Origin of the sequence: Pseudomonas sp. NPDC090755 (assembly GCF_044769005.1) — a bacterium.
GTDB lineage: Bacteria > Pseudomonadota > Gammaproteobacteria > Pseudomonadales > Pseudomonadaceae > Aquipseudomonas.
In genome coordinates this window covers 40,446-65,425 of record NZ_JBIVXC010000017.1, presented here as the reverse complement: position 1 = coordinate 65,425, position 24,980 = coordinate 40,446, and the positions used below count along the sequence as shown (strand labels likewise).

The window sequence follows — 24,980 nt, the reverse complement described above, 5'->3', positions numbered from 1 at the left end:
AATGAAGGCTTTAATGGCTGGCAGTCGGTAGCGGTTGATCGCAGGCGGCGACTGCGCTGACCAGTGCCGAACCGTCGGTATCCCGGGCAGGCAGCATCCACAGATAGTCGGCGTCACTGTCGGTGAGTGCCTGGCCCTGCTCGCCGATCACCAGCACCTTGAGCCCCGGGTCCTGTGGGCCTGCGCCCAGGTACTGGGGCGCGCCCAGGCTTTTCAGGGTGTGCAGGGTGCCAGCGAACAACAGCCGCGGCGCCTGTGTACCCTCGAGCACCTGAGCCATGCGCAGGTCCCGGGCGTGCTGGATGGCGAGCATGCCGTGCAAGCGTCCGGCATCGATCTGGCCGCAATGCATCTGCACGATATGTTCACGCTGGCGACCGGCGATGGCCGGCGTGGGGAAGCGCCGCTCGACGCCCGCATCCGCCGTACTCATCAGGCGTTTGCGCTCAACCGTCGACAGGTTGCCGGCCAGCAGCGGATAAGGTGCCGGCATCAGTGATTCGACCAACGAACCGTACTGCTCCCAGCGCCAACGCTCATTCCAGTGCATGATCTGGCGCAAGCGCGACGCCCGCACCTGGTTGCCCTCGCGCAACCAGGCCTGGACCTCGGCCACCGGACGCTGCTGGTCGCTGTCGAGCATCTCCAGCACCACGGCGCCCTGTCGGCGACGTTCAGCCAGGCGGGCGACCAGCCATTGCTCGATCAGGTGGTGGGCCAGATTGTCATGCACCTCGCCGACCATCAGGGTGCTGGCAGGTGCCAGCTCATCGAGCAACTGAGCGGCGCTGATCTGCCTTCCTGTGCCAAGCTCGACAATCGCCCCCCATTGGGCGATCTCGGGCTCCACTGCGGCATAGACGGATGCCCCGGCAGGCGCATTGACCTGGGCACAGCCCAACAGCAGCCCAAGGCACAGCGCCATCAATCCTTGCTTGTACATGCAACGCTCCCGTCCTGCATTGATCAGTATTCGAAGGTGAAGCCGAACGAGGCGGTACGGCCGCGCCCCGTACCACGGTCCAGGGAGGCGGACATGATCGAGTCCACCGAGGCGTTGTAGCTGTAGGTCTTGTTGGCCACGTTCTCGACGTTGAAGAACAGGCTCAGGTGCTCCTGCACCCGCAAGCTGCCGTACAGGTCCCAGAGCACACCGGTGGACGGCGTCTTTTTGGTTTCGTACCAGTCCCAGCTCTCTTCGGCCGAACCGGAATACTCACCGCGCGCACCCAGCACCAGGCGCTCGTCGAACCAGCGGGTGCCGATATCCAGGGTCCAGTAGCGATCCGGCTGGCTGTTGATATCTTCCAGCTCGATGCCGGAGGTGGTCGGCGCCTTGGTGGTGGCGCGGGTCCAGGACAGGTTGGTGTAGAAGAAGCCGACGTCGTAGCGACCTTCGAGCTCATACCCGCTCATGCGCACCTGTTCAGGCCAGTTGACCCAGTTCATCTTCGCCGACTCTTCACCCTCGTCGTCGACGATATCGAAGGATTGCGGCGTGATGTAGCCGTCGATCTTGCTGATGAAGCGGTTGATCTTCAGCTGCCCGTAGTCGGCATCACTGAACAGGCCAGCGCGGCTGAAGTTGACGCCGAACTCATAGTTGGTCGAGCGCTCCTGATGCAGGAACGGGTTGGCCCCTACCCCGTCGGCATCACTGGCATCGGCTTCCAGGGGGACTTTCTCGAAGAACATTTCCTGCACTCGTGGCGCCCGGGAAGTCTTCGACCAGCTGGTGTAGAGCTGCATCCAGTCATAGGGCTTTACGGCAAAGCCGATCCGCGGGTTGAAGCTGTGTTCGCGCCGGGCGATGTCGACATCGCCGCCGTCGATGCTCAGGCACTGGCCGAGGATGGAGCACTTGGGCACATGGCCGCTGACCTTGTAGCCGTCGTAATGCCCGGCCAGGGTCAAGGCATAGATGTCGTAGTTGAACTCAAGGGTGCTGAACAGGCTGTGGGTAGCCTGCTTGCCCTCCGGGTTGGCGCCGCGCTTTTCCGGGGTCTGGGCGACAAAGTCGTCGGTGTAGTAACGCAGGCCGTTGCTCCAGTTGGCGTCCACCGGCCCAAGGTTGAAACGACTGACGTTGGTCAGGTCGAAACCATGGGCATCGTCGCGGGTCTTGCGCCCGATGTAGCTGGAATCTTCGACCGGTGGGTACTCCAGCCGGGTCTTGTTCTGGTAGGCATTGACCGTCAGGTTGATCCACTCGCTGTAGGGTGTATAGCCGTACTTGGCGCGATAGGTCTCGTTGTCCAGCTGCCAGGGGTAGTTGTGGTAGAACTCGTTGCGGTACTTCACCCCGCTCAGGTCCAGGCGGTGCAGGTCATTGGGCTGCAGGCGCACCTTGAGCAGGCCTGAGCGTGGGTTCTGCTTGGTGGTGTCGTACTCGTTGGTTTGCCCGTCGCTGGTCTTGTACTCGCCGGTCTGGGTGCTGCTGACGGCGGCGACGATGCCGTAGACCCCTTCCACATCCTCAGGCTGCGTCCTGGCTCCGGCGGCGAACATTCGCGTATTGCCATAGCCGTTGTTGCCGGTGCGGTAGGTCGTACGAAAACCGGTGCGATGCTCCGGCTTGACGATGTCATCGATATCGAAGGTCCGGAAGTTTGCCGTACCGCCCAGGGTATTCGCCCCTTCGGCGCCATCCACCGAGCCGCGCTGCACATCGACACCCGCCAGCAAGTTGGGATCGACGAACGCCATCGGCCCGCCCGAGCCATGCCCGGCATTGTTGCGGAAGGTCTGGGTGACGCCGTCGATCATGGTATTGACCCGACCCAGCCCGGACAGGCCGCGAATGTTCACCGACACCCCGGGTTGGCTGCGTGAGTGCAAGGTATAGGTGCCAGGCATGGAACGCACCAGGCTGTTCAGGTCCTGGCGCTCCGGGTGCGCTTCGCGGCTGCTCTGGATCGCGCCCGGACGTTCGGCCAGGGCGTCAACCACAGTCGGCGCCACTTCCAGGGCATCGGCGCTGCCTTCATTGACCCGCAGCACATAGGTCCGGTCCTTGAGCCGCTCGATCCACAGGCCGGTCCCCATCAGCAGCAGGTCGAACGCTTCCTTGACGGTGTAGTCTCCGTCGAGCCCCTGGGTGGTGCGGTGCTCACTGAGTTGCGGGGTGTAGGTCAGAATGATGCCGGTGGCCCCCGCCAGTTGATTCAGCGCCGGCGCCAGAGGCCCGGCCGGGATCTGGAAATGCTTGCGAGCCGGAACCTGCTGAGCGGCTTTCACTTCAGCCGCAACGGCCATCGGACCATTCGACAATCCACCTGCCAGTGCCAGGGCCGCCAGCGCGCCGCGCGCCACCTGTGCCGCAGTGCTTGTATTGTGGTGGTGCAACCGCTGCACGGTGGCCGGCTGTGTGCTCTTCACTTGACGCTCCCTGAACATTGCAAATGATCGTTGCAAGAGAGGTCACGCGAGGAACGCAAAAAGGGAAATGAAAATCAGAATTATTTAGAAAATAATCGAGCACGCCGGACGAACGGGATGAACAGCAATGGGAGGAGAGAGAGGCAAACTGAAAGCGCAGAAACGAAAAAAGCCGCACTAGGCGGCTTGATTCTGGCTTTCTCGCACGTCAGCGAAGGGCGGCGAAAGCGTGGAGGGTAAAAAAGCAAAGGCGCCGGATTTTCATCGGGCGCCTTTCGAATATGGGGTGGACGATGGGGATCGAACCCACGACACCAGGAATCACAATCCTGTGCTCTACCAACTGAGCTACGCCCACCATAGTGCAGTTACAGCCATGTTGCTTCAGCTTTCTCGCGCTTGCGCAAAGGGCGGTGAAAGCGTGAATGGTGCGGACGAAGAGACTCGAACTCTTACAGCTTGCGCCGCTGGAACCTAAATCCAGTGTGTCTACCAATTTCACCACGTCCGCGTGAAGCGTTTAAAGCAAAGGCGCCAGATTTTCATCGGACGCCTTCTGGAATATGGGGTGGACGATGGGGATCGAACCCACGACACCAGGAATCACAATCCTGTGCTCTACCAACTGAGCTACGCCCACCATATTGCAGTTACCGCTTTACTTGTGCCTAAGCTGCCTGATGGCGCACCCGGCAGGACTCGAACCTGCGACCATCCGCTTAGAAGGCGGATGCTCTATCCAGCTGAGCTACGGGCGCATATTTAATCTGCTTTCTATTACGATTACAAATTAACTTTTAGCCGTACCGAACAAGCAACAAATCCGCTCATTCTGCCTGACCTTGCTAACCAGTGCTAGGCTCCGCCCGACAAGTGCGACGAATCTTATAGACGAGCGGGCAGAGCGTCAACTCTTTTCTGAAAAAAACTCATTTTATTTAAGGGCTTAGGGCAAATCTCGGACCAAGCGCCTTTGCCCTCGCCCCCCTTCATGCGAGAATGCGCGCTCTTTTATTTCCACTCGATGGTTAATCACGCGTCATGACTGCACACCTTATCGACGGCAAGGCGATCGCCGCCAACCTGCGCCAGCAGATCGCCCAACGTGTCGTGGAGCGTCGCCAGCAAGGCCTGCGTACGCCTGGCCTGGCGGTGATCCTGGTCGGCACCGACCCCGCCTCTCAAGTCTATGTCTCGCACAAGCGCAAGGATTGCGAAGAAGTCGGCTTTATCTCCGAAGCCTTCGACCTGCCCAGCGAGACCACCCAGCAGGCGCTGACCGATCTGATCGATCGCCTCAATGACGATGCCAGCATCGACGGTATCCTGTTGCAGTTGCCGTTGCCGGCGCACCTGGATGCTTCGCTTTTGCTCGAGCGCATCCGTCCGGACAAGGACGTCGATGGTTTCCATCCTTATAACGTCGGTCGCCTGGCCCAGCGCATCCCGCTGCTGCGCCCCTGCACCCCGAAAGGCATCATGACCCTGCTGCAAAGCACCGGCCAGGACCTGTACGGCATGAACGCGGTGGTGGTCGGTGCCTCGAACATCGTCGGCCGCCCGATGGCCATGGAACTGCTGCTGGCCGGCTGCACCGTGACCGTGACCCACCGTTTCACCAAGGACCTGGCCGGCCACGTCGGCCGCGCCGACCTGGTCGTGGTGGCGGCTGGCAAGCCGGGCCTGGTCAAAGGTGAGTGGATCAAGGAAGGCGCGATCGTCATCGACGTCGGTATCAACCGCCAGGAAGACGGCAAGCTGGTGGGTGACGTGGTCTACGAGACCGCCCTGCCCCGCGCCGGCTGGATCACCCCGGTACCGGGTGGCGTCGGGCCGATGACCCGCGCCTGCCTGCTGGAAAACACCCTGTATGCAGCGGAAGCTCTGCATAAGTAAGCGGTGAAGCGTCAATGAAAAACGGCACCCGAAAAGGTGCCGTTTTTTTGTGCCTGGCGTCAGGGCCCTATCGCTGGCAATGCCAGCTCCCACAGGATTGCCGGCGATAGGGCCGCACACCCTCACATCTCTACTGCCGCGCAGCCTCCCAGGACTTGAGCAGCTCGCTGTAGCTCACTGTTTCGCCCTTGGGCTTCTCGTTGGCCAGTTTTGGCTTCGGCGCCCCGGGCTGGTCGTACCAGTACTGGGCATCACGCTCCTTGTTCAGCTTCGGTGCGCAGGTCGCCTGGGCCTTGGAGCGCTCCAGCCGCTCGAGGATGCGGTCCTGGTCGCGGGCCAGGCCATCGAGCGCCTCCTGCGGGGTCTTCTCGCCGCTGGCCGCTTCGGCGATATGGCTCCACCACAGTTGTGCCAGGCGCGGATAGTCAGGCACGTTGGTACCGGTCGGGGTCCACTGCACCCGCGCGGGGCTGCGGTAGAACTCCACCAGCCCGCCCAGTTTCGGTGCCAGGTCGGTCATGGCCTGGGAGTTGATATCCGACTCGCGGATAGGCGTCAGGCCGACGATGGTTTTTTTCAACGAAACGGTCTTGGACGTGACGAACTGGGCGTAGAGCCAGGCCGCCAGGCGCTGTTTCTCCGGGGTCGACTTGAGGAAGGTCCAGGAACCGGCATCCTGGTAACCCAGCTTCATGCCCTCCTCCCAGTACGGGCCCTTGGGCGACGGCGCCATGCGCCATTTCGGCGTGCCGTCGGCATTCATTACCGGCAGGCCCGGCTTGGTCATGTCGGCGGTAAAGGCGGTGTACCAGAAGATCTGCTGGGCGATGTTGCCCTGGGACGGCACCGGGCCGGACTCCGAGAAGGTCATGCCCTGGGCTTCCGGCGGTGCATAGGCACGCATCCAGTCGACGTATTTCTGCGTGGCATAGACCGCCGCCGGACCGTTGGTGTCGCCGCCGCGGGTGACGCTGGAGCCTACCGGATGACAATCCTCGACACGAATCCCCCACTCATCCACCGGCAGGCCATTGGGCAGGCCCTTGTCGCCGCCCCCGGCCATGGAGAACCAGGCATCGGTGAAGCGCCAGCCCAGCGACGGGTCTTTCTTGCCGTAGTCCATGTGCCCATAGACGCGCTTGCCGTCGATTTCCTTGACGTCTTCGCTGAAGAACTTGGCGATGTCCTCGTAGGCCGACCAGTTGACCGGCACCCCCAGGTCATAGCCGTACTTCTCCTTGAACCTGGCCTTGAGGTCGGGCCGGTCGAACCAGTCGGCGCGGAACCAGTAGAGGTTGGCGAACTGCTGGTCGGGCAATTGGTAGACCTTGCCGTCGGGTGCGGTGGTGAAGGAAATGCCGATAAAGTCCTTCAGATCCAGGGTTGGCGAGGTGTAGTCCTTGCCTTCGTTGGCCATCAGGTCGGTGATCGATTCGGTCTTGCCATAGCGAAAATGCGTGCCGATCAGGTCCGAGTCGTTGACCCAGCCGTCATAGATGTTCTTGTCCGACTGCATCTGCGTTTGCAGCTTCTCCACCACGTCGCCTTCCTGCAACAGGTCGTGGGTCAGCTTGATGCCGGTGATCTCGGTAAAGGCCTTGGCCAGCACCTTGGACTCGTACTCGTGGGTGGCGATGGTTTCCGAGACCACGTTGATCTTCATGCCCCGGAACGGCTCGGACGCCTTGATGAACCACTTCAGTTCCTCAAGCTGCTGCTCCGGGGTCAGGGTCGACGGCTTGAACTCGCTGCCGATCCATTTCTTTGCCGCATCCTCATAGGCGTCGGCCCAGGCGCTGGCGTGGACGCTGGCCAGGACGAGCAAGGCCGCCAGGGTCAAATGTCGCCGGTTCTTGTTGTTGTCGAACATCGTGATCTCCCGATTGAGTATTCCCCTGGAGCCTGGCCGAAACCGATCGGCTAACCCCAACGCATCACCACCAACAGCCACACCACCGACAGCAGCGAGGCCACCCAGAGACTCCAGTCGCTGGCCCCGATGACCAGCAGGTGCAAGTAGGCGCTGACCAGCAGCCCGATGAACAACCGGTCGCCCCGCGTGGTGGCGATCGGCAGGAAGCCGCGGCGTTCGGCACAGGGCCTGCGCAGTTCGAACAGGGTCATGCCCAGCAACAGCACACCAATGCCGGCAAAGAACAGCGCCGTCGGCAGGGTCCAGGCCATCCAGTCCATCGCGCGCCTCCTCAGACCCGGCCCAGGGCAAAGCCCTTGGCCACGTGGTTACGGACAAACCAGATCACCAGCATGCCCGGCAGGATGGTCAGCACCCCGGCCGCCGCCAGCACGCCCCAGTCGATACCGGAAGCCGACACCGTGCGGGTCATCACCGCCGCGATCGGCTTGGCATTGACCGACGTCAGGGTGCGCGCCAGGAGCAGTTCGACCCAGGAAAACATGAAGCAGAAAAACGCCGTGACGCCGATACCCGAGCCAATCAGCGGCACAAAGATCTTCACGAAGAACCGCGGGAAGCTGTAGCCATCGATGTAGGCGGTTTCGTCGATTTCCTTGGGCACACCGGACATGAAACCTTCAAGAATCCACACCGCCAGCGGCACGTTGAACAGGCAATGGGCCAGCGCCACGGCAATGTGGGTGTCGAACAGGCCGATGGACGAATACAGCTGGAAGAACGGCAGCAGGAATACCGCCGGTGGCGCCATGCGGTTGGTCAGCAGCCAGAAGAACAGGTGCTTGTCGCCCAGGAAGCGGTAGCGCGAGAAGGCATAGGCGGCGGGCAAGGCCACGCTCAGGGAGATCACCGTGTTCAGGCACACGTAGTACAGCGAGTTGATGTAGCCGTTGTACCAGCTCGGGTCGGTGAAGATCACCCGGTAGTTGTCGAAGGTGAACGCCTGCGGCCACAGGGTCAGGCCACCGAGGATCTCGGTATTGCTCTTGAACGACATGTTCAGCAGCCAGTAGATCGGCACCAGCAGGAACAGGATGTACAGCAACAGGGGCAGCGTCTTGCGCGGGTTCATGGCCGCCTCCTAGTCTTTGTCGGCATGGGTCATGGCGGTGTAGAACAGCCAGGACACCAGCAGGATGATCAGGAAATACACCAGCGAAAACGCCGCCGCCGGGCCCAGGTCGAACTGCCCGACCGCCATCTGGGTGAGGGTCTGGCTAAGGAAGGTGGTGGCATTGCCCGGCCCACCGCCGGTCAGCACGAAGGGTTCGGTGTAGATCATGAAGCTGTCCATGAAGCGCAGCATCACCGCGATCAGCAGCACGTTCTTCATCTTCGGCAGCTGGATATGGCGGAACACCGCCCAGGCCGAGGCGCGATCGATGCGCGCCGCCTGGTAGTAGACATCGGGGATCGCCCGCAGTCCCGAATAGCACAGCAACGCCACCAGCGAGGTCCAGTGCCAGACATCCATCACCAGCACCGTGACCCAGGCATCCATGGTGTTGGCCGCGTAGTTGTAGTTGATCCCCAACTGGTTCAGCGAAGCACCGAGCAGCCCGATGTCGGCGCGGCCGAAGATCTGCCAGATGGTGCCGACCACGTTCCAGGGGATCAGCAGCGGAATGGCCATGACGATCAGGCACGCCGACGACCAGCGGCCCCGTGTCGGCATGGTCAGGGCGATGGCTATCCCCAGGGGAATTTCGATCAGCAGCACGCAGCCCGAGTAGATGAACTGACGCAGCAGCGAATCATGCAGACGCGGGTCCTGGAGGACCTGGCGATACCAGTCGGCGCCGACGAAGTAGCGGCTGGACTGGTCGAAGATGTCCTGCACCGAGTAGTTGACTACGGTCATCATCGGCACCACGGCGCTGAAGGCCACCAGCAGGAACACCGGCAGCACCAGCCACCAGGCCTTGTTGTTGGGCACCTTGTTCATGGCCCGGCCTCCAGTAACACGTCATCGGCATAGAGCATCAGCCACTGCGCCGGAAAACTGATCCAGGCTTCCTCCAGCGGCACCACCCGGTCTTCGCCCAGGCGCACCTTGAGCGCCACCCCCTCAAGGTCCAGGGTCAGGATCCGGTAGGTGCCCAGGTCTTCGACATCCACCACCCGGGCCCGGAAGGCATCGTCGAAGGCCGTCTCGCGCACCTGCACGAACTCCGGACGGATGCCGACCTGCAGGCGCGCTGCCGGCGTACTGGCCAGGCGCGCTTGCAGGTCGGCTGGCAACGCCAGGTGGACTGCGGCGAAACCGACCCCGCCCGGCTGCGGCTGCACCTCGATCAGGTTCATCCCCGGGCTGCCGATGAAATAGCCGACAAAGGTGTGCCGTGGACGCTCGAACAGCTCCCGAGGCGTACCGAACTGGACGATCTGCCCGCCATACATCACCGCGATCTTGTCGGCGAAGGTCGAGGCCTCCAGCTGATCGTGGGTGACGTAGATCATGGTGATGTTGAACTGCTCGTGGATCTGCTTGAGCTTGCGCCGCAGCTTCCACTTCAGGTGCGGGTCGATCACCGTCAGCGGCTCATCGAACAGGATCGCCGAGACATCGTCGCGCACCAGACCGCGGCCCATGGAGACCTTCTGTTTTTCGTCGGCGCTGAGGTTGCGAGCCTTTTTCTTCAGCGCCGCCCCCAGCTCCAGCACTTCGGCGATTTCCTCGACCTTGCGGCGCACCTGCGCTTCGTCCAGGCCCTGGTTGCGCAGCGGGAAGGCCAGGTTGTCGAACACCGTCATGGTGTCGTACACCACCGGGAACTGGAACACCTGGGCGATGTTGCGCGCCTGGGGCGACAGCGCGTTGACTTCCTTGCCATCGAACAGCACCTGGCCCTGGGACGGGCTGAGCAAGCCGGAAATGATATTGAGCAAGGTCGACTTGCCGCAGCCCGAAGGCCCGAGCAAGGCATAGGCGCCGCCCTGGGCCCAGACATGATCCAGCTCGCGCAAGGCGTAGTCATCGGCGCCTGCCGGTGTACGGCTGTAACTGTGGGCCAGGTGCTGCAGGCGAATCTCGGCCATCAGGCGACCCTCGCTTCACGGGCACCCGGCGCCTGAACCAGTTGCCCGGCACTGTCGAAGACGAACAGTTTGTGGGTCGGGATGAACACCCGGATCGGCGCATCGACGTTGTACTCGTGCACGCCGGGCAGGTGCAGGATGATGCGAAAGTGCTCGTTACGCACATGCAGGAAGGTTTCCGAGCCGCTGATTTCCGCCAGCTCCACCACCACCGCCAGCTCCAGGTCGTCGTCATTGGAGGGCACCAGGCTGATATGGCTGGGGCGCACGCCGAAGCGGTACTCGCCATCACCGATGCGCTGCAGGTCGGCGTTCATGGCGAAGTGCACGGCGCCGGCAAAACTCACTTCATTGCCGCTGATGCGTCCGGGAATCAGGTTGATCGGCGGCTCGGAGAACAGCTCGGCGGCCAGCACCGAGCGCGGCTGGTGATAGACCTGGGCCGTCGGCCCGCTCTGCACGATGCTTCCTTCATGCAGGATCGTGGTGGTGCCGCCCAGGGCCAGGGCCTCATTGGGCTCGGTGGTGGCATACACGGCAATGCAGCGGCGCTGGGCGAACAGCGCGCGCATTTCCTGACGCAGCTCTTCGCGCAGCTTGTAGTCCAGGTTCACCAGTGGCTCGTCGAACAGGATCAGCTCGGCATCCTTGACCAGCGCCCGGGCCATGGCCGTGCGCTGTTGCTGACCACCGGAGAGCTCCAGCGGCAAGCGCTCAAGAAACGGTTCGATACGCAGCATCCGGGCCGTTTCATGGACTTTGTGGCGGATCTGCTCCTCGCTCACTCGCGCCTGGCGCAAGGGCGAGGCGATGTTCTCGAAGACGCTGAGCGTCGGGTAGTTGATGAACTGCTGATAGACCATCGAGACATTGCGTTGGCGCACCGGCCGGCCGGTCACATCCTCACCGTTCATCAGCACCCGCCCGCGATCCGGGCGGTCCAGGCCGGCCATCAGGCGCATCAGGCTGGTCTTGCCGGACAGGGTCCGACCGAGCAGGACATTGAAGGAGCCTGGCTCGAAACTGAGGGTGGCATCGACGATCCAGTCCTGGTTGTCGACGGTGCGACTGACGTGTTCCAGCGTAAGCGACATGGGCGGCCCTGATTGTGGCTATCGGACAGGCACAGACTTTGGAGCCAGATTCGTGCCAGGGTGGCATCCAATCGCCAAGTCGTTGAAACAGTTACATTTTCGTCTCGCCCATGACAGCCCGTGATTCGCTACTGAACACAAATGAACAAGGTTCGCTGAACAGTTGAACAGCCGTGAATTGACAATGAACAGGACTGAACAACACTGGATCACACAAAAACAACAACACTGCCCCGGCAGAGGACAGGCCCATGGCCGCACCCATCCCGACCCATGCCCAACTGATCCAGGCGTCCTGGGCGCGCTGCCGCGACTATGGGCTGGAGCATCAATCGGCGCCCGACTTCGGCAACCTGGACGGTGCCAGGCTCAGCGAACTGCTCGAACGCCAGCAAACCTTGCTGCACACCACCCGCGACGAGGTCATGCCTCAGTACCAGCACCTGCTGGGCAACTCCAGCTACCTGATCATGCTCAGCGATGAACAGGGCCAGCTCCTGGAAACCTGGGGCACCCGGCGCTTCATCGACCCGCGCCAGCAGCATGGCTTCGAGGCAGGTGCCCGCTGGCTCGAGCAAGGCGTCGGCACCAACGCCATCGGCACCGCCCTGGCCTGCCTTGAGGCCGTGCATGTGAGCCAGGATGAGCACTTCCTCAAGCTCAACCGCTACATGGCCAGCGCAGCGGCGCCACTGTTCGATGCCGAGCGGCGGCTGATCGGTGTGCTGGATGCCTCCAGCGACAGCTACCTGCCCGCCTCGCAGACCCTGGGCATGGTGCGGATGATGAGCCAGAGCCTGGAGAACCACCTGATCCTGACCCGTTATGCCGGGCACTATCGACAACTGAGCTTCAATACCGGCTCGAACAACCTCGACAGCCCATGGGCCGGGCTGCTGCTGTTCGATGACCGTGGCCGTATCCAGGCCGCCAACCACCGGGCCGACAGCCTGCTCGGCAGCACGCCCCTGCAGCAGAACCTTGAGCAGGTGTTCCAGACACCGCTGGCCGAGCTGCTCAAGCATGCCCAGGGGCAGCCCTTCGCCGTGCAGGTGACCGGGCGCAACCGTTTTCACTGCCTGCTGCATGAGCCGCTGGCCCGCCCCTCGTTGCCTTCGCCGCAACGTCCGGCGAGCGACTGTGATCCACGTATCGACAAAGCCCTGCGCCAGGCCCGGCTGCTGCTGGAAAAGGACATCCCGGTGCTGATCCAGGGTGAGACCGGCGTCGGCAAGGAAGTCTTCGTCAAGGCCTTGCATGAAGCCAGCAGCCGCTGCGACCAGCCGCTGATCGCGGTGAACTGCGCGGCCATCCCGGCCGAGCTGGTGGAGTCGGAGCTGTTCGGCTACGAGAAAGGCGCCTTCACCGGCGCCCATCACAAGGGCAACGCGGGGCTGATCCGCAAGGCCGAGCGTGGCATTGTGTTTCTCGACGAGATCGGCGACATGCCGCTGCCGACCCAGGCTCGCCTGCTGCGTTTTCTCCAGGAACGCAGCATCCAGCCCCTGGGCAGCGGCGAGCCGGTCGCGGTGAATATCCGCGTGGTCTCGGCCACCAACCAGGACCTGCAAGCCCAGGTGCGCGCCGGGCTGTTTCGCCAGGACCTGTATTACCGTATCGCCGGCCTGAGCCTGGTGCTGCCGCCGGTGCGCGAGCGCAGCGATCGACGGGCGTTGATCGAACAGTTGTACCAGCGCTATCGCGAGCCGGGACAGCCGAGGGAGCTGAACACGAAAGTGCTTGAGGTCCTGATGCGTCATCCCTGGCCAGGCAACGTGCGGCAGATGGCAAGTGTGCTGCAGATCGCCCAGGCACTGGCAGGCGACCGTGCAGTGGCCCTGGAACATCTGCCGGACAGCTTCTATGCCGAATTGCCTGGAAGTGTGCCCGCAGCACCCACCCCGCCTGCCAGCGATGACCTGCAGGCGCAATTGCGGGCAGCCGACGGCAATGTCTCGCAACTGGCGCGGCAGCTGGGGGTCAGCCGTACCACCCTGTACAAGCGCTTGCGTAGCGTCTGAGGGCGCTGTGGGAGCTGGCGAAGCCTGCGATCGAGCGCATAGCGCTCGCCATCCCTGGGTTGTGTCAGTGCCGCCCTCTCGCCGGCTACACCGGCTCCCACAGTAATCCAATCGCCCCGGCATGCGGCTACGGCAGCAGGGAAATCATCAACAGCCGAATCCGCTGTCAAACCCCGCTTTTCAGCTTTCCCGGCTGGGCGCCCACTGCGCTTCAGCCGGGATTTATCCGCCTTCGCATCGACAATAGTCACACCGCCAACCCCGGATGCGTGCCTCGATGCAAACAACAAATACAGTCTTGATGATCCGCCCGGCGCGGTTCGCCTTCAACCCGGACACCGCCCTGAACAACCGCTTCCAGCAAGCGCTGCTCGACCCTGAACAGGCGCAACACAAAGCGCTGGAAGAATTCGATGGTTATGTCGACACCCTGCGCCAGCATGGCGTCGAGGTGCTGGTGGTGCAGGACACCCCGGCGCCCCATACCCCCGACTCGATCTTCCCCAACAACTGGTGGAGCAGCCACGCCGACGGCAGCCTGGTGCTCTACCCGATGGAGGGCCAGAACCGCCGCCTGGAGCGCAGCAAAGGCGTGCTCAAGGTGCTGGAAGAGCGCTTCGCCGTCCGTCAGACCATCGATCTGAGCCCCCTGGAACAGCAGAGTATGTATCTGGAAGGGACCGGCAGCATGGTCCTAGACCGTGAGCACCGGATCAGCTACGCCTGCCACTCCGGGCGCACCCACACCCAGGCCTTGCGCCAGTTTGCCGAACAGCTCGACTACCGCCTGTGTGTGTTCCATGCCCTGGACCGCCACAAGGCGCCGATCTATCACAGCAACGTGATGATGAGCGTCGGCCGCGGGCTGTCCCTGGTCTGCCTCGATGCCCTGCCCGACGCCGACGAGCGCCGAGCCCTGGAGCATTCGTTGCGCGACACCGGCAAGGACATCCTGGCCCTGGACTTCGACCAGCTCGAAGGCTTCGCCGGCAACATGCTCGAGGTCCACGACAAGCAGGGCCAGCCGCTGCTGGTGATGTCACGCAGTGCCTGGCGCGCCCTGTCCGCCGGGCAGCGTCGGCAAGTCGAGCAGCACAGCCATCCGGTGGTGGTGAACATCGACCATATCGAGCGCATCGGTGGCGGCAGCGCCCGCTGCATGCTCGCCGAAGTGCACTTGCCCGTCCGTCACTGATTACAACAAAGGAGTTCATCATGACCCGCTATATCGACGTTACCGACCTCAGCCACCTGGTCGCGCGCAAAGGCCTGAGCACCTGCATCAGTGAGATGGCCGAGTACATCCGCGAGGACTACCTGCGCTGGCAGGAGTTCGAGAAATGCGCGCGCCTGGCCAACCATTCGCCCGATGGCGTGATCGAGCTGATGCCGGTGTCGGACGCCAACCTGTATGCCTTCAAATACGTCAACGGCCACCCGAAGAACACCAAGCGCGGCATGCTTACGGTCATGGCCTTCGGCGCCCTGGGCGATGTCGATACCGGCGCACCGGTACTGCTCAGCGAAATGACCCTGACCACGGCGATCCGCACCGCCGCCACCTCGGCCCTGGCCGCACGCTACTTGGCCCGCCCGGAGAGCCGTCGCATGGCGCTGATCGGCAACGGTTCGCAGAGCGAATTCCAGGCCCTGGCCTTCCATGCACTGCTGGGCATCGAAGAAATCTGCCTGTACGACCTGGACCCCAAGGCCAGCGCCAAGCTGGTGGCCAACCTCAGTGCCTTCCCACAGCTGCGGGTGAGCGTCGCCAGCTCCGTGGCCGAAGCGGTACGCGGCGCCGACATCGTCACCACGGTCACTGCCGACAAGGCCTACGCCACCATCCTTACCCCGCAGATGATCGAACCGGGCATGCACCTCAATGCCGTCGGCGGCGACTGCCCGGGCAAGACCGAGCTGCACCGGGACATCGTCGAGCGCGCCCGGGTGATCGTCGAATACGAACCGCAAAGCCGCATCGAAGGCGAGATTCAGCAAATGCCGGCCGACTCGCCGACCACCGAGTTCTGGCAAGTGGTCAACGGCCAGGTACAAGGCCGCGAGAATGCCGAGCAAGTGACCCTGTTCGACTCGGTCGGTTTCGCCCTGGAAGACTACTCGGCCCTGCGCTACGTGCTGGATGTGGCCAAGGCCCTGGACATCGGCCATGACATTGCCCTGGTGCCCGAGCTTGCCGACCCCAAGGACCTGTTCGCCCTGCTGCGCCAGCCGCTGGCCAGCGTACAGAAAAAACGTGCCTGAGTGACCCCGGATCCGCCGTGCACCGGCGCGGCGGATCGGAAACCGCTGTATGTCGAACCAAAACAGGAGATAGCGCAGCAGATTCCGCTGCAACCCACCCGTTAACAGCAGAATCCGGCAGCCGACGCCGGCAGAAACGACAAAAAAAACTCGGCGCCATCGCGCATTCTGATCCCGACCAAAGAGTCATTAACGGACCTGTGCGCTCCACTGCCCTACATCAATCATAAAAATCAGGGATACCTCCATGACTTCACTGCGCAAGCTCCTCGGCGTGCTGCTTCTTCCTCTGTGTGCAACCAGCGTCCAGGCCAAGGAATGGACCGAAATCCGCTTCGGCGTCTACCCCGAGTACCCCCCCTTCGAGTCCGTGGCCGCCGATGGCAGCCTGCAAGGTTTCGACATCGAACTGGGCAACGCCATCTGCGCCAAGCTGCAGGTCAAGTGCACCTGGGTGCACAACGAATTCGACGGCATGATCCCGGCCCTGCGTGCGCGCAAGTTCGACGCCATCATGTCGTCCATGGCCGTCACACCGGCGCGACTCAAGCAGATTGATTTCAGCGCGCGGCTTTTCCTCAGCCCGACGTCGGTGATCGTGCGCAAGGGTGCCGACTTCGGTGACACCCCCGAATCGCTCAAGGGCAAGCAGGTCGGCGTGCTGCAAGGCTCGCTGCAGGAAGCCTACGCCCGCGCCAAGCTGGCGCCGCTGGGGGCCCAGGTCAAGGCCTACCAAGCCCAGGACCAGAACTACGCCGACCTGATCAACGGCCGCCTGGACGCCACCCTGACCGACAAGCTCGAAGCCCAGCTCAATTTCCTCTCCCGCCCCGAAGGCGCCGACTTCCAGAGCGGACCGGCGATCAAGGACCCGAGCCTGCCGTTGGACATCGCCATGGGCCTGCGCAAGAACGACACCGAACTCAAGGCCCTGATCGACAAGGGTATTGCCATGGTCCACGCCGACGGCACCTTCGCCGCGATCCAGAAGAAATACGTCGGCGACCTGGATATCTACAACGATTGAACCGTCGACCACCGGCCAGGGCTGACCTGGCCGGTGCCGTTGCTTGTCTTGCGCCTTTGACGAGATTTCTCCCGTGAACGACTTCCTCCATGCTACCGGCTTGCATGCCTTGAGCCTGCAGGGCTTCGGCCCGCTGTTGCTGCAAGGCACCTGGATGACCCTCAAGCTCGCACTGCTGTCACTGGTGCTGAGCCTGGCCCTGGGCCTGCTCGGTGCCAGCGCCAAGCTGTCGCGCCTGCGCCTGTTGCGCGTGCCGGCCACCCTCTACACCACCCTGATCCGCAGCGTGCCCGACCTGGTGCTGATCCTGCTGATCTTCTACACCCTGCAACTGTGGCTCAACGACCTGACCGAGCTGCTGGGCTGGGATTACTTCGAGATCGACCCCTTCACCGCTGGCGTCATCACCCTGGCCTTCATCTATGGCGCCTACTTCACCGAAAACTTTCGCGGGGCGATCCTCAGTGTCCCGGCCGGGCAACTGGAAGCGGCGACCGCCTATGGCCTGAGCCGCGTGCAGCGGTTTCGCCTGGTGCTGTTCCCGCAGCTGATGCGCTTCGCCCTGCCGGGACTGGGCAACAACTGGCTGGTGTTGCTCAAGTCCACCGCCCTGGTCTCGATCATTGGCCTGGCCGACCTGGTCAAGGCCGCGCAAAACGCCGGCAAGACCACCAACAACACCCTGTATTTCCTGATCATCGCCGGCCTGGTCTACCTGCTGATCACCACCTTGTCCAACCGCCTGTTCAAGCACCTTGAGCGGCGCTACAACACCGGCATCAAGGAGCTGGCACGATGATCGAGCTCATTCAGGGGTACGGCCTGGCCTACCTCTACCACGATGGCGCAGGGCTCTCGGGCCTGGCCATGACCATGTGGTTGTTCATCGTCACCATGGTCCTGGGATTCGTGCTGTCGCTGCCCCTGGCCCTGGCGCGGGTGTCGCGCTGCCTCTGGCTGCGCTGGCCGGTGGAGTTCTACACCTTCGTGTTTCGCGGCACGCCGCTCTATATCCAGCTGCTGATTTGCTACACCGGCCTGTATGGCCTGGAAGTGGTGCGCGATCACGCCCTGCTCGACCAGTTCTTTCGCAACGCCCTGAACTGCACGCTGCTGGCCTTCGTGCTGAACACCTGCGCCTACACCGTGGAGATCTTCGCCGGGGCCATCCGCAACATCCCCCACGGCGAGATCGAGGCGGCCCAGGCCTACGGCCTGCACGGCTGGCGGCTGAACCTGTTCGTGGTGCTGCCCGCCGCCCTGCGCCGCTCGCTGCCGGCCTACAGCAACGAACTGATCCTGATGCTGCATGCCACGTCGCTGGCCTTTACCGCCACCATTGCCGACATCCTCAAGGTTGCCCGCGATGCCAACGCCGCCACCTTCCTGACCTTCCAGGCCTTCGGTGTCGCGGCCTTGCTGTACATGTTGCTGTCCTTTGCGCTGGTCGGCGGTTTTCGCCTGGCCGAACGACGCTGGATGCGTTTCCTTGTCCCTGCCCGAGGCTAATCCATGACCACTTCCGCACACGCCTTGTCGACCGGCACCGCCAGCCGTCCAGCCCCCCGCCTGAACACCGCAAGCCTGCAGGCCTCGGTCAAGCTGAGCGTCCAGGACCTGCACAAGAGCTATGGCGAGCACCAGGTGCTCAAGGGCGTTTCGCTCAATGCCCGCAAGGGCGACGTCATCAGCCTGATCGGCGCCAGCGGCTCGGGCAAAAGCACCATGCTGCGCTGTGTCAACTTCCTCGAACAACCCGACGCCGGGGTCATCACCCTCGACAACCAGCGCATCGAAATGCGCCAGGGCCGCGCCGGCACCCGCGCTCCGCACCCGGCGCAACTGCAGAACCTGCGCACCCGCCTGGCCATGGTATTTCAGCACTTCAACCTGTGGAGCCACATGACGGTACTGGAAAACATCTGCCTGGCGCCCCGCCGTGTGCTGGGTGTCAGTGCCGAGCAAGCGCAGGCACGGGCGCGCAAGTACCTGGACAAGGTCGGCCTGCCGGCCCGCGCCGCCGACCAGTACCCGGCGTTCCTCTCCGGTGGCCAGCAACAGCGGGTGGCCATTGCCCGGGCCCTGGCGATGGAGCCGGAGATCATCCTGTTCGACGAGCCCACCTCGGCCCTGGACCCGGAGCTGGTCGGTGAAGTGCTGAAAGTCATACAGACGCTGGCCGAGGAAGGTCGTACCATGCTCATGGTGACGCACGAGATGGGCTTTGCCCGTCAGGTGTCGAGCCAGGTGCTGTTTCTGCATCAGGGCCGGGTCGAGGAACAAGGAAGTGCCGAGATACTCGACCAGCCGCAGAGCGAGCGCCTGCAGCAATTTCTCTCCAACCGTTTGAAGTGAAGCCGAACCTGCATGGATACCAAGGTCAACAGCCCACACACCGCACCGCCCCTGGACCGGATTGATGAAGCGATCATCGACGTGCTGCGCCACAACGGGCGCATCACCTACGAGAAGCTCTCCTCGCTGGTACACCTCACCCCCCGCCCCTGCCTTGAGCGGGTGCGCAAGCTGGAACGACGCGGGGTGATCCGTGGTTATGGCGCGATCATCGATGTGCAGATGGTCTCACCGGGGTTGTCGCTGCTGGTGCTGGTGGCCTTGTCCAACCAGAGCGGGCGCGCCGCGCAGAAAGCCTTCGAGGCCTGTGTGCGCGCCTGCCCGCAGGTCTTCGACTGCCAGCTGATCAGTGGCCATTTCGACTACAGCCTGCGCATGCGCTGTCGCGACATGGAGCACTACCGGGTGCTGACCGAGACCTGGATGAACAACGACGAACTGCACATCGACAAGCTGGTGGCCCACCCGGAGCTGGCGGTGGTCAAGAACACCGCCCCACAGCTCTGACAAACAGCGACGACCTCAGGCCCGCGGCGTAGCCGGCGGGCCACTGCGCGACCAGTCCAGCAACAGGCTATAGGCCACGGCCAGCAAGGTCGGGCCGATGAACAGGCCGATGAAACCGAAGGCCAGCAAGCCGCCGAACACCCCCAGCAGCACGATGACCAACGGCAGATCGCCGCCCCGGCTGATCAGGTACGGTTTGAGCACGTTGTCCACACCACTGATGATGAAGGTACCCCAGATCCCCAGGAACACCGCCATGCCGTACTCGCCCTGCCACACCAGCCACGCCGTGGCCGGCACCCAGGCCAGCGGCGGGCCCATGGGGATCAGGCTGAGCATGAACGTGACGATGGCCAGCACCAGCGCTCCCGGCACACCAGCGATCAGGAAGCCGATCAGCGCCAGTACCGCTTGCGCTGCGGCCGTACCGATCACGCCGTTGACCACCCGCTGCACGGTGCCGGCGACCAGCCCCAGGTAGTAATCGGCACGGTCGCCGACCAGCCGCTCCAGCAAGCGCAGTACGAAGGCGGCCAGACGCGGCCCGTCACGGTAGAAGAAAAACACGAAGACCAGGCTCAAGGTCAGTTCGAGCACACCGCCGCCGATCTGCGCACTGCGTGCCAGCAGCCAGTTGCCGACCTGGCCCAGGTACGGCTTGACCGTGGTCAGCAAGGCGGCGCCCTGATGATCGAGGGTGTCCCACCAGCTCACAAAGCGCGGCCCCACCAACGGCACCCCGCCCAGCCAGGCCGGGGCATCCGGCAGGCCATCGACTTGCACATCGCGCACGAACGTGGTGGCATCGCGCACGTGATCGGCCAGGTTGAAACCCAGCCACACCAGCGGCAGAGCCACCAGCAGGATCCACAAGGTGGTCAACAGGCTGGCGGCGAGGGTCTCGCGCCCACCCAGCAGACGGGTCAAAAGGCGCATCAGCGGCCAGCTGGCAAAGGCCAGGATGGCCCCCCAGAGCAGTGCGGAGATGAACGGGGCCATCACCCACAGCCCCGCTCCGAGCAGGCCCAGGAGAACGATCTGTACCAGCAGGCGGTCATGATTAGGCATGCTGTTCTCGCTCATCGAATCAGTTCGACGTGGAAACCGTCAGTCTTGGCATCGCCCACTTCCAGGCGAGCGGTGCGCACCCCGGCCTTGCCCAGTTGCTCGCGCCAGGCCTCGGCCTGGTCGCCGCTCAGGCTGACCCGCAAGGTGCTGTCCAGGTTCAGGCTGCGTCCCAGCAACGTCACCCAGGCCGGCTGCGGCTCGCCCGTCAGATCAGGGTAGTCGAGCTTGCCGGTGTCCCGCAGCTCTCGCAGCACGGTCGCCGGGGTCGGCAGCAGTTCGCCCAGCGGCGCCTGGGCCACGAATTCCTCCACATGCAGGTAGGCACGCTTGTTGCCGCGGGTGATGCTGTACAAGGCCACCAGGGTGTTGTTCTGCTCGGCCGAACGACGCAGGAGGATGAATGCCTGCTGGTCGTCCGATCCGCCCAGCCGGTTGTTCTTGAACACTTCGTTGGCCCACAGGCTGTTTTCACCGCAATCGCGGGCCTGGCACCAGAAAAGCGGATAGCCGCCGTCTTTCTGCAGGGCTTCGCGGGCCGTGGTGAAGGCTTCGTTGGCGGTACGCTCGCGCGGCAGCTCATAGGTGACCGAGCTGACCTGGCCACGGCTCTCGATCTTGCCTTCGGCGCGCAGCTGGCCGCTGATCTTGCGCAGGGCGCCGAGCGGATAGATCCGCTCCTGATCTGCCGCACTGTTCTGGACCACCACCTTGGCGTCGACAGGTACCGGCAGGCCATCGGCCAGCAACGAGGTGCTCAGGCTCAGGGCCAGGCCGGCCAGCGCCATGTGCAGGGTACGCTCGATAGTCATCGGCAGACCACGCTGTACGACGCGCTACGGCTGGAGTGGAGTGAAGCGGTGTCTTGCTTGTTCATGGTTGTCTCCCTGTTCAACCCGCCAAGCCTCGACAGTTGCCCGCCTCAAGTCAAGAAATGCCAAAGAAGCGATTGAAACAGTCTGCAACAAGGGTTGCGCCGGATTCGTCGTTCAGGTGCAGGTGGTGGCCGCCAGGCAGTTGCTCATGCCCAAAGGGTAGCTGCTCGAGCAACTCGCCGTGGCGGGCCAGCATGCCGTCGGCCGCAACGATCAGGTGCGCCGGACACGCGATGCGTTTGACGAAGCTCAACGCCTGGGCTTCGTTCAGACGGGTGGGCGACGGCAGGGTCAGGCGGCTGTCGCTGCGCCAGGTGTATCCACCCGGCACCGGCATCAGGCCACGCTGGCCCAGCAACTCGGCGGCCTCGCGGCTGACCGCGACCAGGCCCTTCATCCGTGCCTCCACCGCCCGCTCCAGGGTCGGGTGCACGGCCTTGCGTTTGCTGTCCAGCTGCAACTGCGCCTGCAGGGCCATGCCCATGCGTTCGGCGGCATCCTGGGGGCCGCTGGTAGGCGGAATCACCCCGTCGATCAGGGCCAGGTGCGTTACCCGTTCGGGCAGCGAACCGGCCAGCACCACCGAGATGATCGCCCCCAGCGAGTGACCGAGCAGGGCAAAGCGCTCCCAGCCCATTTGCTCGGCGACCCGCAGCACGTCATGGGCATAGTCCCACAATGCGTAGCCGGCGCCGGGCGGACGATGGTCGGAGTGGCCATGGCCGGCCAGGTCCAGGGCCAGGATGCGCAGGCCGCGCAACTTCGGCGCCAGGCGGATGAAGCTGTTGGCGTTGTCCAGCCAGCCATGCAGGGCGATCACCGGCAGCCCGTCGGCGGGACCGAACAGGTGCGCGCCCAGCTCGATATGCCCCAGGTTCAGGCGGATCTCTTGTATTTCAGTACTCATGCGGGCTCCTGCTGCCAACGATCGAACAGGCCCTTGATCAGGCTCGCCGTATCGACCGGCCGCTCCAGGGGAAACATGTGGCTGCCGGGCACGCTATGGTACTCGCCCCGGGGCAGGCTGCGCACGGCCAGGGCATGATGACGCCGGACCACGTCGCTGCGGCTGCCCCGGACCATCGCCAACGGCACTTCCAGGCGTTTGGCCGGCACCGGACGGGTATGCGGCAGGTTGCGGTAGATGCTGATTTCGGTGGCCGGGTCAAAACGCAGGCGCAACCCCTCTTCACTGGGTTGCAGGCCATGGTCGATGTAGGCGTCCAGGCACTCCGGATCGAAATGGCGGAACAGGGTCTTGCCGGCAAAATAGGCCCGGGCAGTGTCGCGGTCGGCAAAGGCTTCGCGCCGCCCCAGGGTGCGTCCGGCCGGGGTGATGCGGTCGATGAAACCCATGCGCTTGGCCGCCTGGATCAGCCACTGGTCGACGCGGGTCAGCACCGGTGAGTCGAGCATCACCACGCCCCGGTAGCACTCCGGATGACGTAGCGCCGCATGCAGGTGCAGCAGCCCCCCCAGGGAGTGACCGACACCCCAGACCGGACCGGGTTGCGCGTGCAGGTGGTGGATCAGCTCATCGACCAGGCTCTGCCAGTTGTCGTTGACCGGAAAGCGCGGGTCATGGCCGTGCTGCGGCAGGTGCGTCACCTGGTAGTCAGGTGCCAGCGCCGTGAAGAGCTTGCCGTAGGTCCCCGAAGGAAAGCCGTTGGCATGGGCGAAGAAGATGCGCTGCGACATGGCCGCCTGTCCGTGGGAAAGTGTCGGTCCATTGTCTGCAAGCCGGTCACGCCCGGCAATGTCCGGAAAAGCCATCGACGAGGGCAATCAGGTCAATACTCGCCGAAACTGACCATGGAACGGCGCAGGCACGCCTGGATATAGGCCAGTTGATGCTCCAGGGCGTCCCGGGAACGGCGCTTGTCTTCGGGGTCCAGGTCGAGCCGACGCAAGGCCAGGCAACTGGTCTGCAGCAGATGCGCCATGCGGATACCGGCCTGGCGCAGTTGCTCCAGTTCCTGCGGCTCGTCGAACTTGCGCAGCAGGTAGTCGAGCTTGGCCTCGGCGCTGTCCTGCAGCAGGCGGTACTCGGCGAAATCCAGGACCTGGTCGCCCTGCACCTTGTCCAGCGTCGGTTGCAGGTTCGCCGAGTACACCAGTTGCAGATAGCTGTTGCTCATTGCCCGTCCCCCGGAAGCCCCCTGCCCCTTGACGTGTGGCGAACGCTAGCAAGCCTGCGCAGGCATCGACAACTGACAAAAATACCAGGTCGGTCAGCGCGCCGGCGGCTCTTCACCCAGGGCGATCACCGCGATGGTCAGGCGCGAGATGCAACTGGCCTTGCCCTGGTCATTGCTCAAGCGGATGTCCCAGACATGGGTGCTGCGACCGATATGCACGGGGTGGGCAGTGGCCGTCACCCGGCCGCTGCGAATGCCGCGCAGGTGATTGGCGTTGATCTCAAGGCCCACGCAGTAGTATTTGCGCGGATCGATGCACAAGTAGCTGGCCATGGAGCCGACGGTTTCGGCCAGCACCACCGAGGCCCCGCCATGCAGCAGGCCGAATGGCTGGTGGGTGCGGTGGTCGACCACCATGCTGGCGCTCAGCGTGTTGTCGGTGAACGCCTCGAAGCGGATGTCCAGCACTTCGCCGATGGTGTTCTTGTTCAAGGCGTTGAGCTGGTCGAGAACGGGTTGGGTGTGCCACAGGCTCATCGGTCGTTCCTCTTCTTCATGGGGGCCCACCCCCGGCCACTCATGGGTGGGACAGGCTGCTCAAGGTCATCAAGCCGGCCAGCGGCCAGTCGCCTTCAAGCTCGGCCAGGCTGGCGGTGCTCATGGACGGCAGGTCCCTGCAGTGCCCGTGCGTCAACAACCCCACCAGATTACTCACCAACGGTTGGTGACTGACCACCAACACCTGTTCCAGGTCCAGCTTGTCCAGCTCACCGATCACCTTCTTAGGATCAGTGCCGGGCGTGAGCCAGGGCACGGTCTGCACCGGCTTGTCGAATCCCAGCGCGTCGTGCACCAACGCAGCGGTTTGCTGGGCGCGCACATAGGGGCTGGCAAGGATCACCTGCGGTGGCTGGCCGAGCAACACTGCCGCACTGCGCAGCACCTGCTCGCGCCCGTGCGCGGTCAGGTTGCGCTCGGCGTCCGTGCGGGCATTGGGCTCGGCCTCGCCATGGCGCAGCACCCAGAGCTTCACAGCTTGGGCTCCTCGTCACGCACCGGGTGCGGCGCCGGCGCAACGCTGTGGGCGGCTTCGCCTTCCGGTTCGCGCGGCGTCGGCCAGTCGGCGAACGGCCAGGGCTTCTGGTCGCTGTGGAAGCTGCCGAAGCGGCCGATCTGGGCGAGGAACTGGCTGAGGCTGTCGCCAAAGTTCATCAGGCTGGCACTCGGCGCGCCGTAGATCAGTCGGTAGACCAGCTGTACCAGCACCAGGCCGCCCAGCAGCAGCTCGGCCAGTTGCCAGACCACCAGGAACACCAGCATCCACAGCACGCGAAGGATGATGGATTCGCGCTGGGCCTGGTTCGGGGATTCGTTCATGTCTTGCTCCTGT

Annotated in this window: 25 protein-coding genes and 4 tRNA genes; 9 read left to right on the top strand and 20 right to left on the bottom strand. The window is 63.6% G+C overall.

The features are described from left to right. Positions 1–10: 10 nt before the first annotated feature. The 6 genes from ACIQUS_RS21480 to ACIQUS_RS21455 form a co-directional block, all read right to left on the bottom strand. Positions 11–943: a ChaN family lipoprotein gene (locus tag ACIQUS_RS21480; protein WP_403051119.1), complete on the bottom strand. Its 933-nt coding sequence runs from the start codon at positions 941–943 to the stop codon at positions 11–13. A 23-nt stretch (positions 944–966) separates the two neighbouring features. Then, positions 967–3,378, bottom strand: coding sequence for a TonB-dependent receptor domain-containing protein (locus ACIQUS_RS21475; protein WP_403051116.1), 2,412 nt, complete (start codon positions 3,376–3,378; stop codon positions 967–969). 282 nt (positions 3,379–3,660) lie between these two features. Continuing rightward, a tRNA-His gene (locus ACIQUS_RS21470) sits at positions 3,661–3,736 on the bottom strand. A 68-nt stretch (positions 3,737–3,804) separates the two neighbouring features. Further along, positions 3,805–3,889, bottom strand: a tRNA-Leu gene (locus ACIQUS_RS21465). Between the two features lie 53 nt (positions 3,890–3,942). Next, positions 3,943–4,018, bottom strand: a tRNA-His gene (locus ACIQUS_RS21460). A 41-nt stretch (positions 4,019–4,059) separates the two neighbouring features. Then, a tRNA-Arg gene (locus ACIQUS_RS21455) sits at positions 4,060–4,136 on the bottom strand. 283 nt (positions 4,137–4,419) lie between these two features. On the opposite strand from ACIQUS_RS21455, the gene folD reads away from it, so the two are divergent. Continuing rightward, a complete protein-coding gene (folD, locus tag ACIQUS_RS21450) occupies positions 4,420–5,274 on the top strand; it encodes a bifunctional methylenetetrahydrofolate dehydrogenase/methenyltetrahydrofolate cyclohydrolase FolD (protein ID WP_403051113.1) in 855 nt (284 codons plus the stop codon). A gap of 130 nt (positions 5,275–5,404) precedes the next feature. Here folD and ACIQUS_RS21445 read toward each other — a convergent pair whose 3' ends face one another. From ACIQUS_RS21445 to ACIQUS_RS21420, 6 genes are read right to left on the bottom strand one after another with little or no spacing between them, the layout of a single operon-like run. After that, positions 5,405–7,144, bottom strand: a complete 1,740-nt coding sequence (locus ACIQUS_RS21445) for an extracellular solute-binding protein (RefSeq protein ID WP_403051110.1) — start codon at positions 7,142–7,144, stop codon at positions 5,405–5,407. A 50-nt stretch (positions 7,145–7,194) separates the two neighbouring features. Further along, positions 7,195–7,467: a DUF2160 domain-containing protein gene (locus tag ACIQUS_RS21440; RefSeq protein ID WP_403051107.1), complete on the bottom strand. Its 273-nt coding sequence runs from the start codon at positions 7,465–7,467 to the stop codon at positions 7,195–7,197. Positions 7,468–7,478: 11 nt separating this feature from the next. Beyond that, positions 7,479–8,279, bottom strand: a complete 801-nt coding sequence (locus ACIQUS_RS21435; RefSeq protein WP_403051104.1) for a carbohydrate ABC transporter permease — start codon at positions 8,277–8,279, stop codon at positions 7,479–7,481. A 9-nt stretch (positions 8,280–8,288) separates the two neighbouring features. Continuing rightward, positions 8,289–9,152 carry a carbohydrate ABC transporter permease gene (locus tag ACIQUS_RS21430; RefSeq protein ID WP_403051101.1) on the bottom strand — a complete coding sequence of 288 codons (864 nt, stop codon included), beginning with the start codon at positions 9,150–9,152 and terminating at the stop codon, positions 8,289–8,291. Beyond that, on the bottom strand, positions 9,149–10,246 hold the full coding sequence (locus ACIQUS_RS21425; protein WP_403051098.1) for an ABC transporter ATP-binding protein: 1,098 nt from the start codon (positions 10,244–10,246) through the stop codon (positions 9,149–9,151). The genes ACIQUS_RS21430 and ACIQUS_RS21425 overlap by 4 nt, the downstream gene beginning before the upstream one ends. Continuing rightward, the gene (locus tag ACIQUS_RS21420; RefSeq protein ID WP_403051095.1) at positions 10,246–11,340 is read right to left on the bottom strand and encodes an ABC transporter ATP-binding protein; all 1,095 of its coding nucleotides are present in this window, start codon (positions 11,338–11,340) and stop codon (positions 10,246–10,248) included. The genes ACIQUS_RS21425 and ACIQUS_RS21420 overlap by 1 nt, the downstream gene beginning before the upstream one ends. Positions 11,341–11,591: 251 nt before the next feature. Here ACIQUS_RS21420 and ACIQUS_RS21415 point away from each other — a divergent pair, with 251 nt between their 5' ends. From ACIQUS_RS21415 to ACIQUS_RS21380, 8 genes are all read left to right on the top strand, one after another. Further along, positions 11,592–13,361: a sigma-54-dependent Fis family transcriptional regulator gene (locus ACIQUS_RS21415; RefSeq protein ID WP_403051092.1), complete on the top strand. Its 1,770-nt coding sequence runs from the start codon at positions 11,592–11,594 to the stop codon at positions 13,359–13,361. Between the two features lie 277 nt (positions 13,362–13,638). Next, on the top strand, positions 13,639–14,556 hold the full coding sequence (gene ctlX, locus ACIQUS_RS21410) for a citrulline utilization hydrolase CtlX (RefSeq protein ID WP_403051089.1): 918 nt from the start codon (positions 13,639–13,641) through the stop codon (positions 14,554–14,556). A 20-nt stretch (positions 14,557–14,576) separates the two neighbouring features. After that, a complete protein-coding gene (locus ACIQUS_RS21405) occupies positions 14,577–15,623 on the top strand; it encodes an ornithine cyclodeaminase (RefSeq protein ID WP_403051086.1) in 1,047 nt (348 codons plus the stop codon). A gap of 247 nt (positions 15,624–15,870) precedes the next feature. Continuing rightward, complete coding sequence (locus tag ACIQUS_RS21400) at positions 15,871–16,650, top strand: ABC transporter substrate-binding protein (RefSeq protein WP_285862291.1); 780 nt, start codon at positions 15,871–15,873, stop codon at positions 16,648–16,650. A 73-nt stretch (positions 16,651–16,723) separates the two neighbouring features. Then, positions 16,724–17,449: an ABC transporter permease gene (locus ACIQUS_RS21395; protein ID WP_403051082.1), complete on the top strand. Its 726-nt coding sequence runs from the start codon at positions 16,724–16,726 to the stop codon at positions 17,447–17,449. Next, entirely contained in the window at positions 17,446–18,159 is a 714-nt protein-coding gene (locus ACIQUS_RS21390; RefSeq protein ID WP_403051079.1) for an ABC transporter permease, read from the top strand. Before ACIQUS_RS21395 ends, ACIQUS_RS21390 begins: the two co-directional genes overlap by 4 nt. Before the next feature lie 3 nt (positions 18,160–18,162). Continuing rightward, the gene (locus tag ACIQUS_RS21385; protein ID WP_403051076.1) at positions 18,163–19,005 is read left to right on the top strand and encodes an ABC transporter ATP-binding protein; all 843 of its coding nucleotides are present in this window, start codon (positions 18,163–18,165) and stop codon (positions 19,003–19,005) included. Between the two features lie 12 nt (positions 19,006–19,017). Continuing rightward, positions 19,018–19,512 carry an Lrp/AsnC family transcriptional regulator gene (locus ACIQUS_RS21380; RefSeq protein WP_403051073.1) on the top strand — a complete coding sequence of 165 codons (495 nt, stop codon included), beginning with the start codon at positions 19,018–19,020 and terminating at the stop codon, positions 19,510–19,512. A gap of 15 nt (positions 19,513–19,527) precedes the next feature. On the opposite strand, the gene ACIQUS_RS21375 is transcribed toward ACIQUS_RS21380, so the two are convergent. The 8 genes from ACIQUS_RS21375 to ACIQUS_RS21340 all read right to left on the bottom strand — a co-directional run bounded on the left by ACIQUS_RS21375 (position 19,528) and on the right by ACIQUS_RS21340 (position 24,967). Next, positions 19,528–20,580, bottom strand: a complete 1,053-nt coding sequence (locus tag ACIQUS_RS21375) for an AI-2E family transporter (protein WP_403051070.1) — start codon at positions 20,578–20,580, stop codon at positions 19,528–19,530. 11 nt (positions 20,581–20,591) lie between these two features. Beyond that, complete coding sequence (locus tag ACIQUS_RS21370; RefSeq protein WP_403051303.1) at positions 20,592–21,365, bottom strand: DUF4892 domain-containing protein; 774 nt, start codon at positions 21,363–21,365, stop codon at positions 20,592–20,594. Positions 21,366–21,504: 139 nt separating this feature from the next. Then, on the bottom strand, positions 21,505–22,359 hold the full coding sequence (locus ACIQUS_RS21365) for an alpha/beta hydrolase (protein ID WP_403051067.1): 855 nt from the start codon (positions 22,357–22,359) through the stop codon (positions 21,505–21,507). After that, positions 22,356–23,150 carry an alpha/beta fold hydrolase gene (locus ACIQUS_RS21360; protein WP_403051064.1) on the bottom strand — a complete coding sequence of 265 codons (795 nt, stop codon included), beginning with the start codon at positions 23,148–23,150 and terminating at the stop codon, positions 22,356–22,358. The genes ACIQUS_RS21365 and ACIQUS_RS21360 overlap by 4 nt, the downstream gene beginning before the upstream one ends. Before the next feature lie 92 nt (positions 23,151–23,242). Next, positions 23,243–23,590, bottom strand: a complete 348-nt coding sequence (locus ACIQUS_RS21355; protein WP_403051061.1) for a hypothetical protein — start codon at positions 23,588–23,590, stop codon at positions 23,243–23,245. Between the two features lie 93 nt (positions 23,591–23,683). Next, positions 23,684–24,127: a hotdog fold thioesterase gene (locus ACIQUS_RS21350; protein ID WP_403051058.1), complete on the bottom strand. Its 444-nt coding sequence runs from the start codon at positions 24,125–24,127 to the stop codon at positions 23,684–23,686. Positions 24,128–24,167: 40 nt separating this feature from the next. After that, positions 24,168–24,623: a phosphohistidine phosphatase SixA gene (gene sixA, locus ACIQUS_RS21345; protein ID WP_403051055.1), complete on the bottom strand. Its 456-nt coding sequence runs from the start codon at positions 24,621–24,623 to the stop codon at positions 24,168–24,170. Continuing rightward, positions 24,620–24,967, bottom strand: coding sequence for a DUF4389 domain-containing protein (locus ACIQUS_RS21340; RefSeq protein WP_403051052.1), 348 nt, complete (start codon positions 24,965–24,967; stop codon positions 24,620–24,622). The genes sixA and ACIQUS_RS21340 overlap by 4 nt, the downstream gene beginning before the upstream one ends. Between the last annotated feature and the right edge of the window lie 13 nt (positions 24,968–24,980).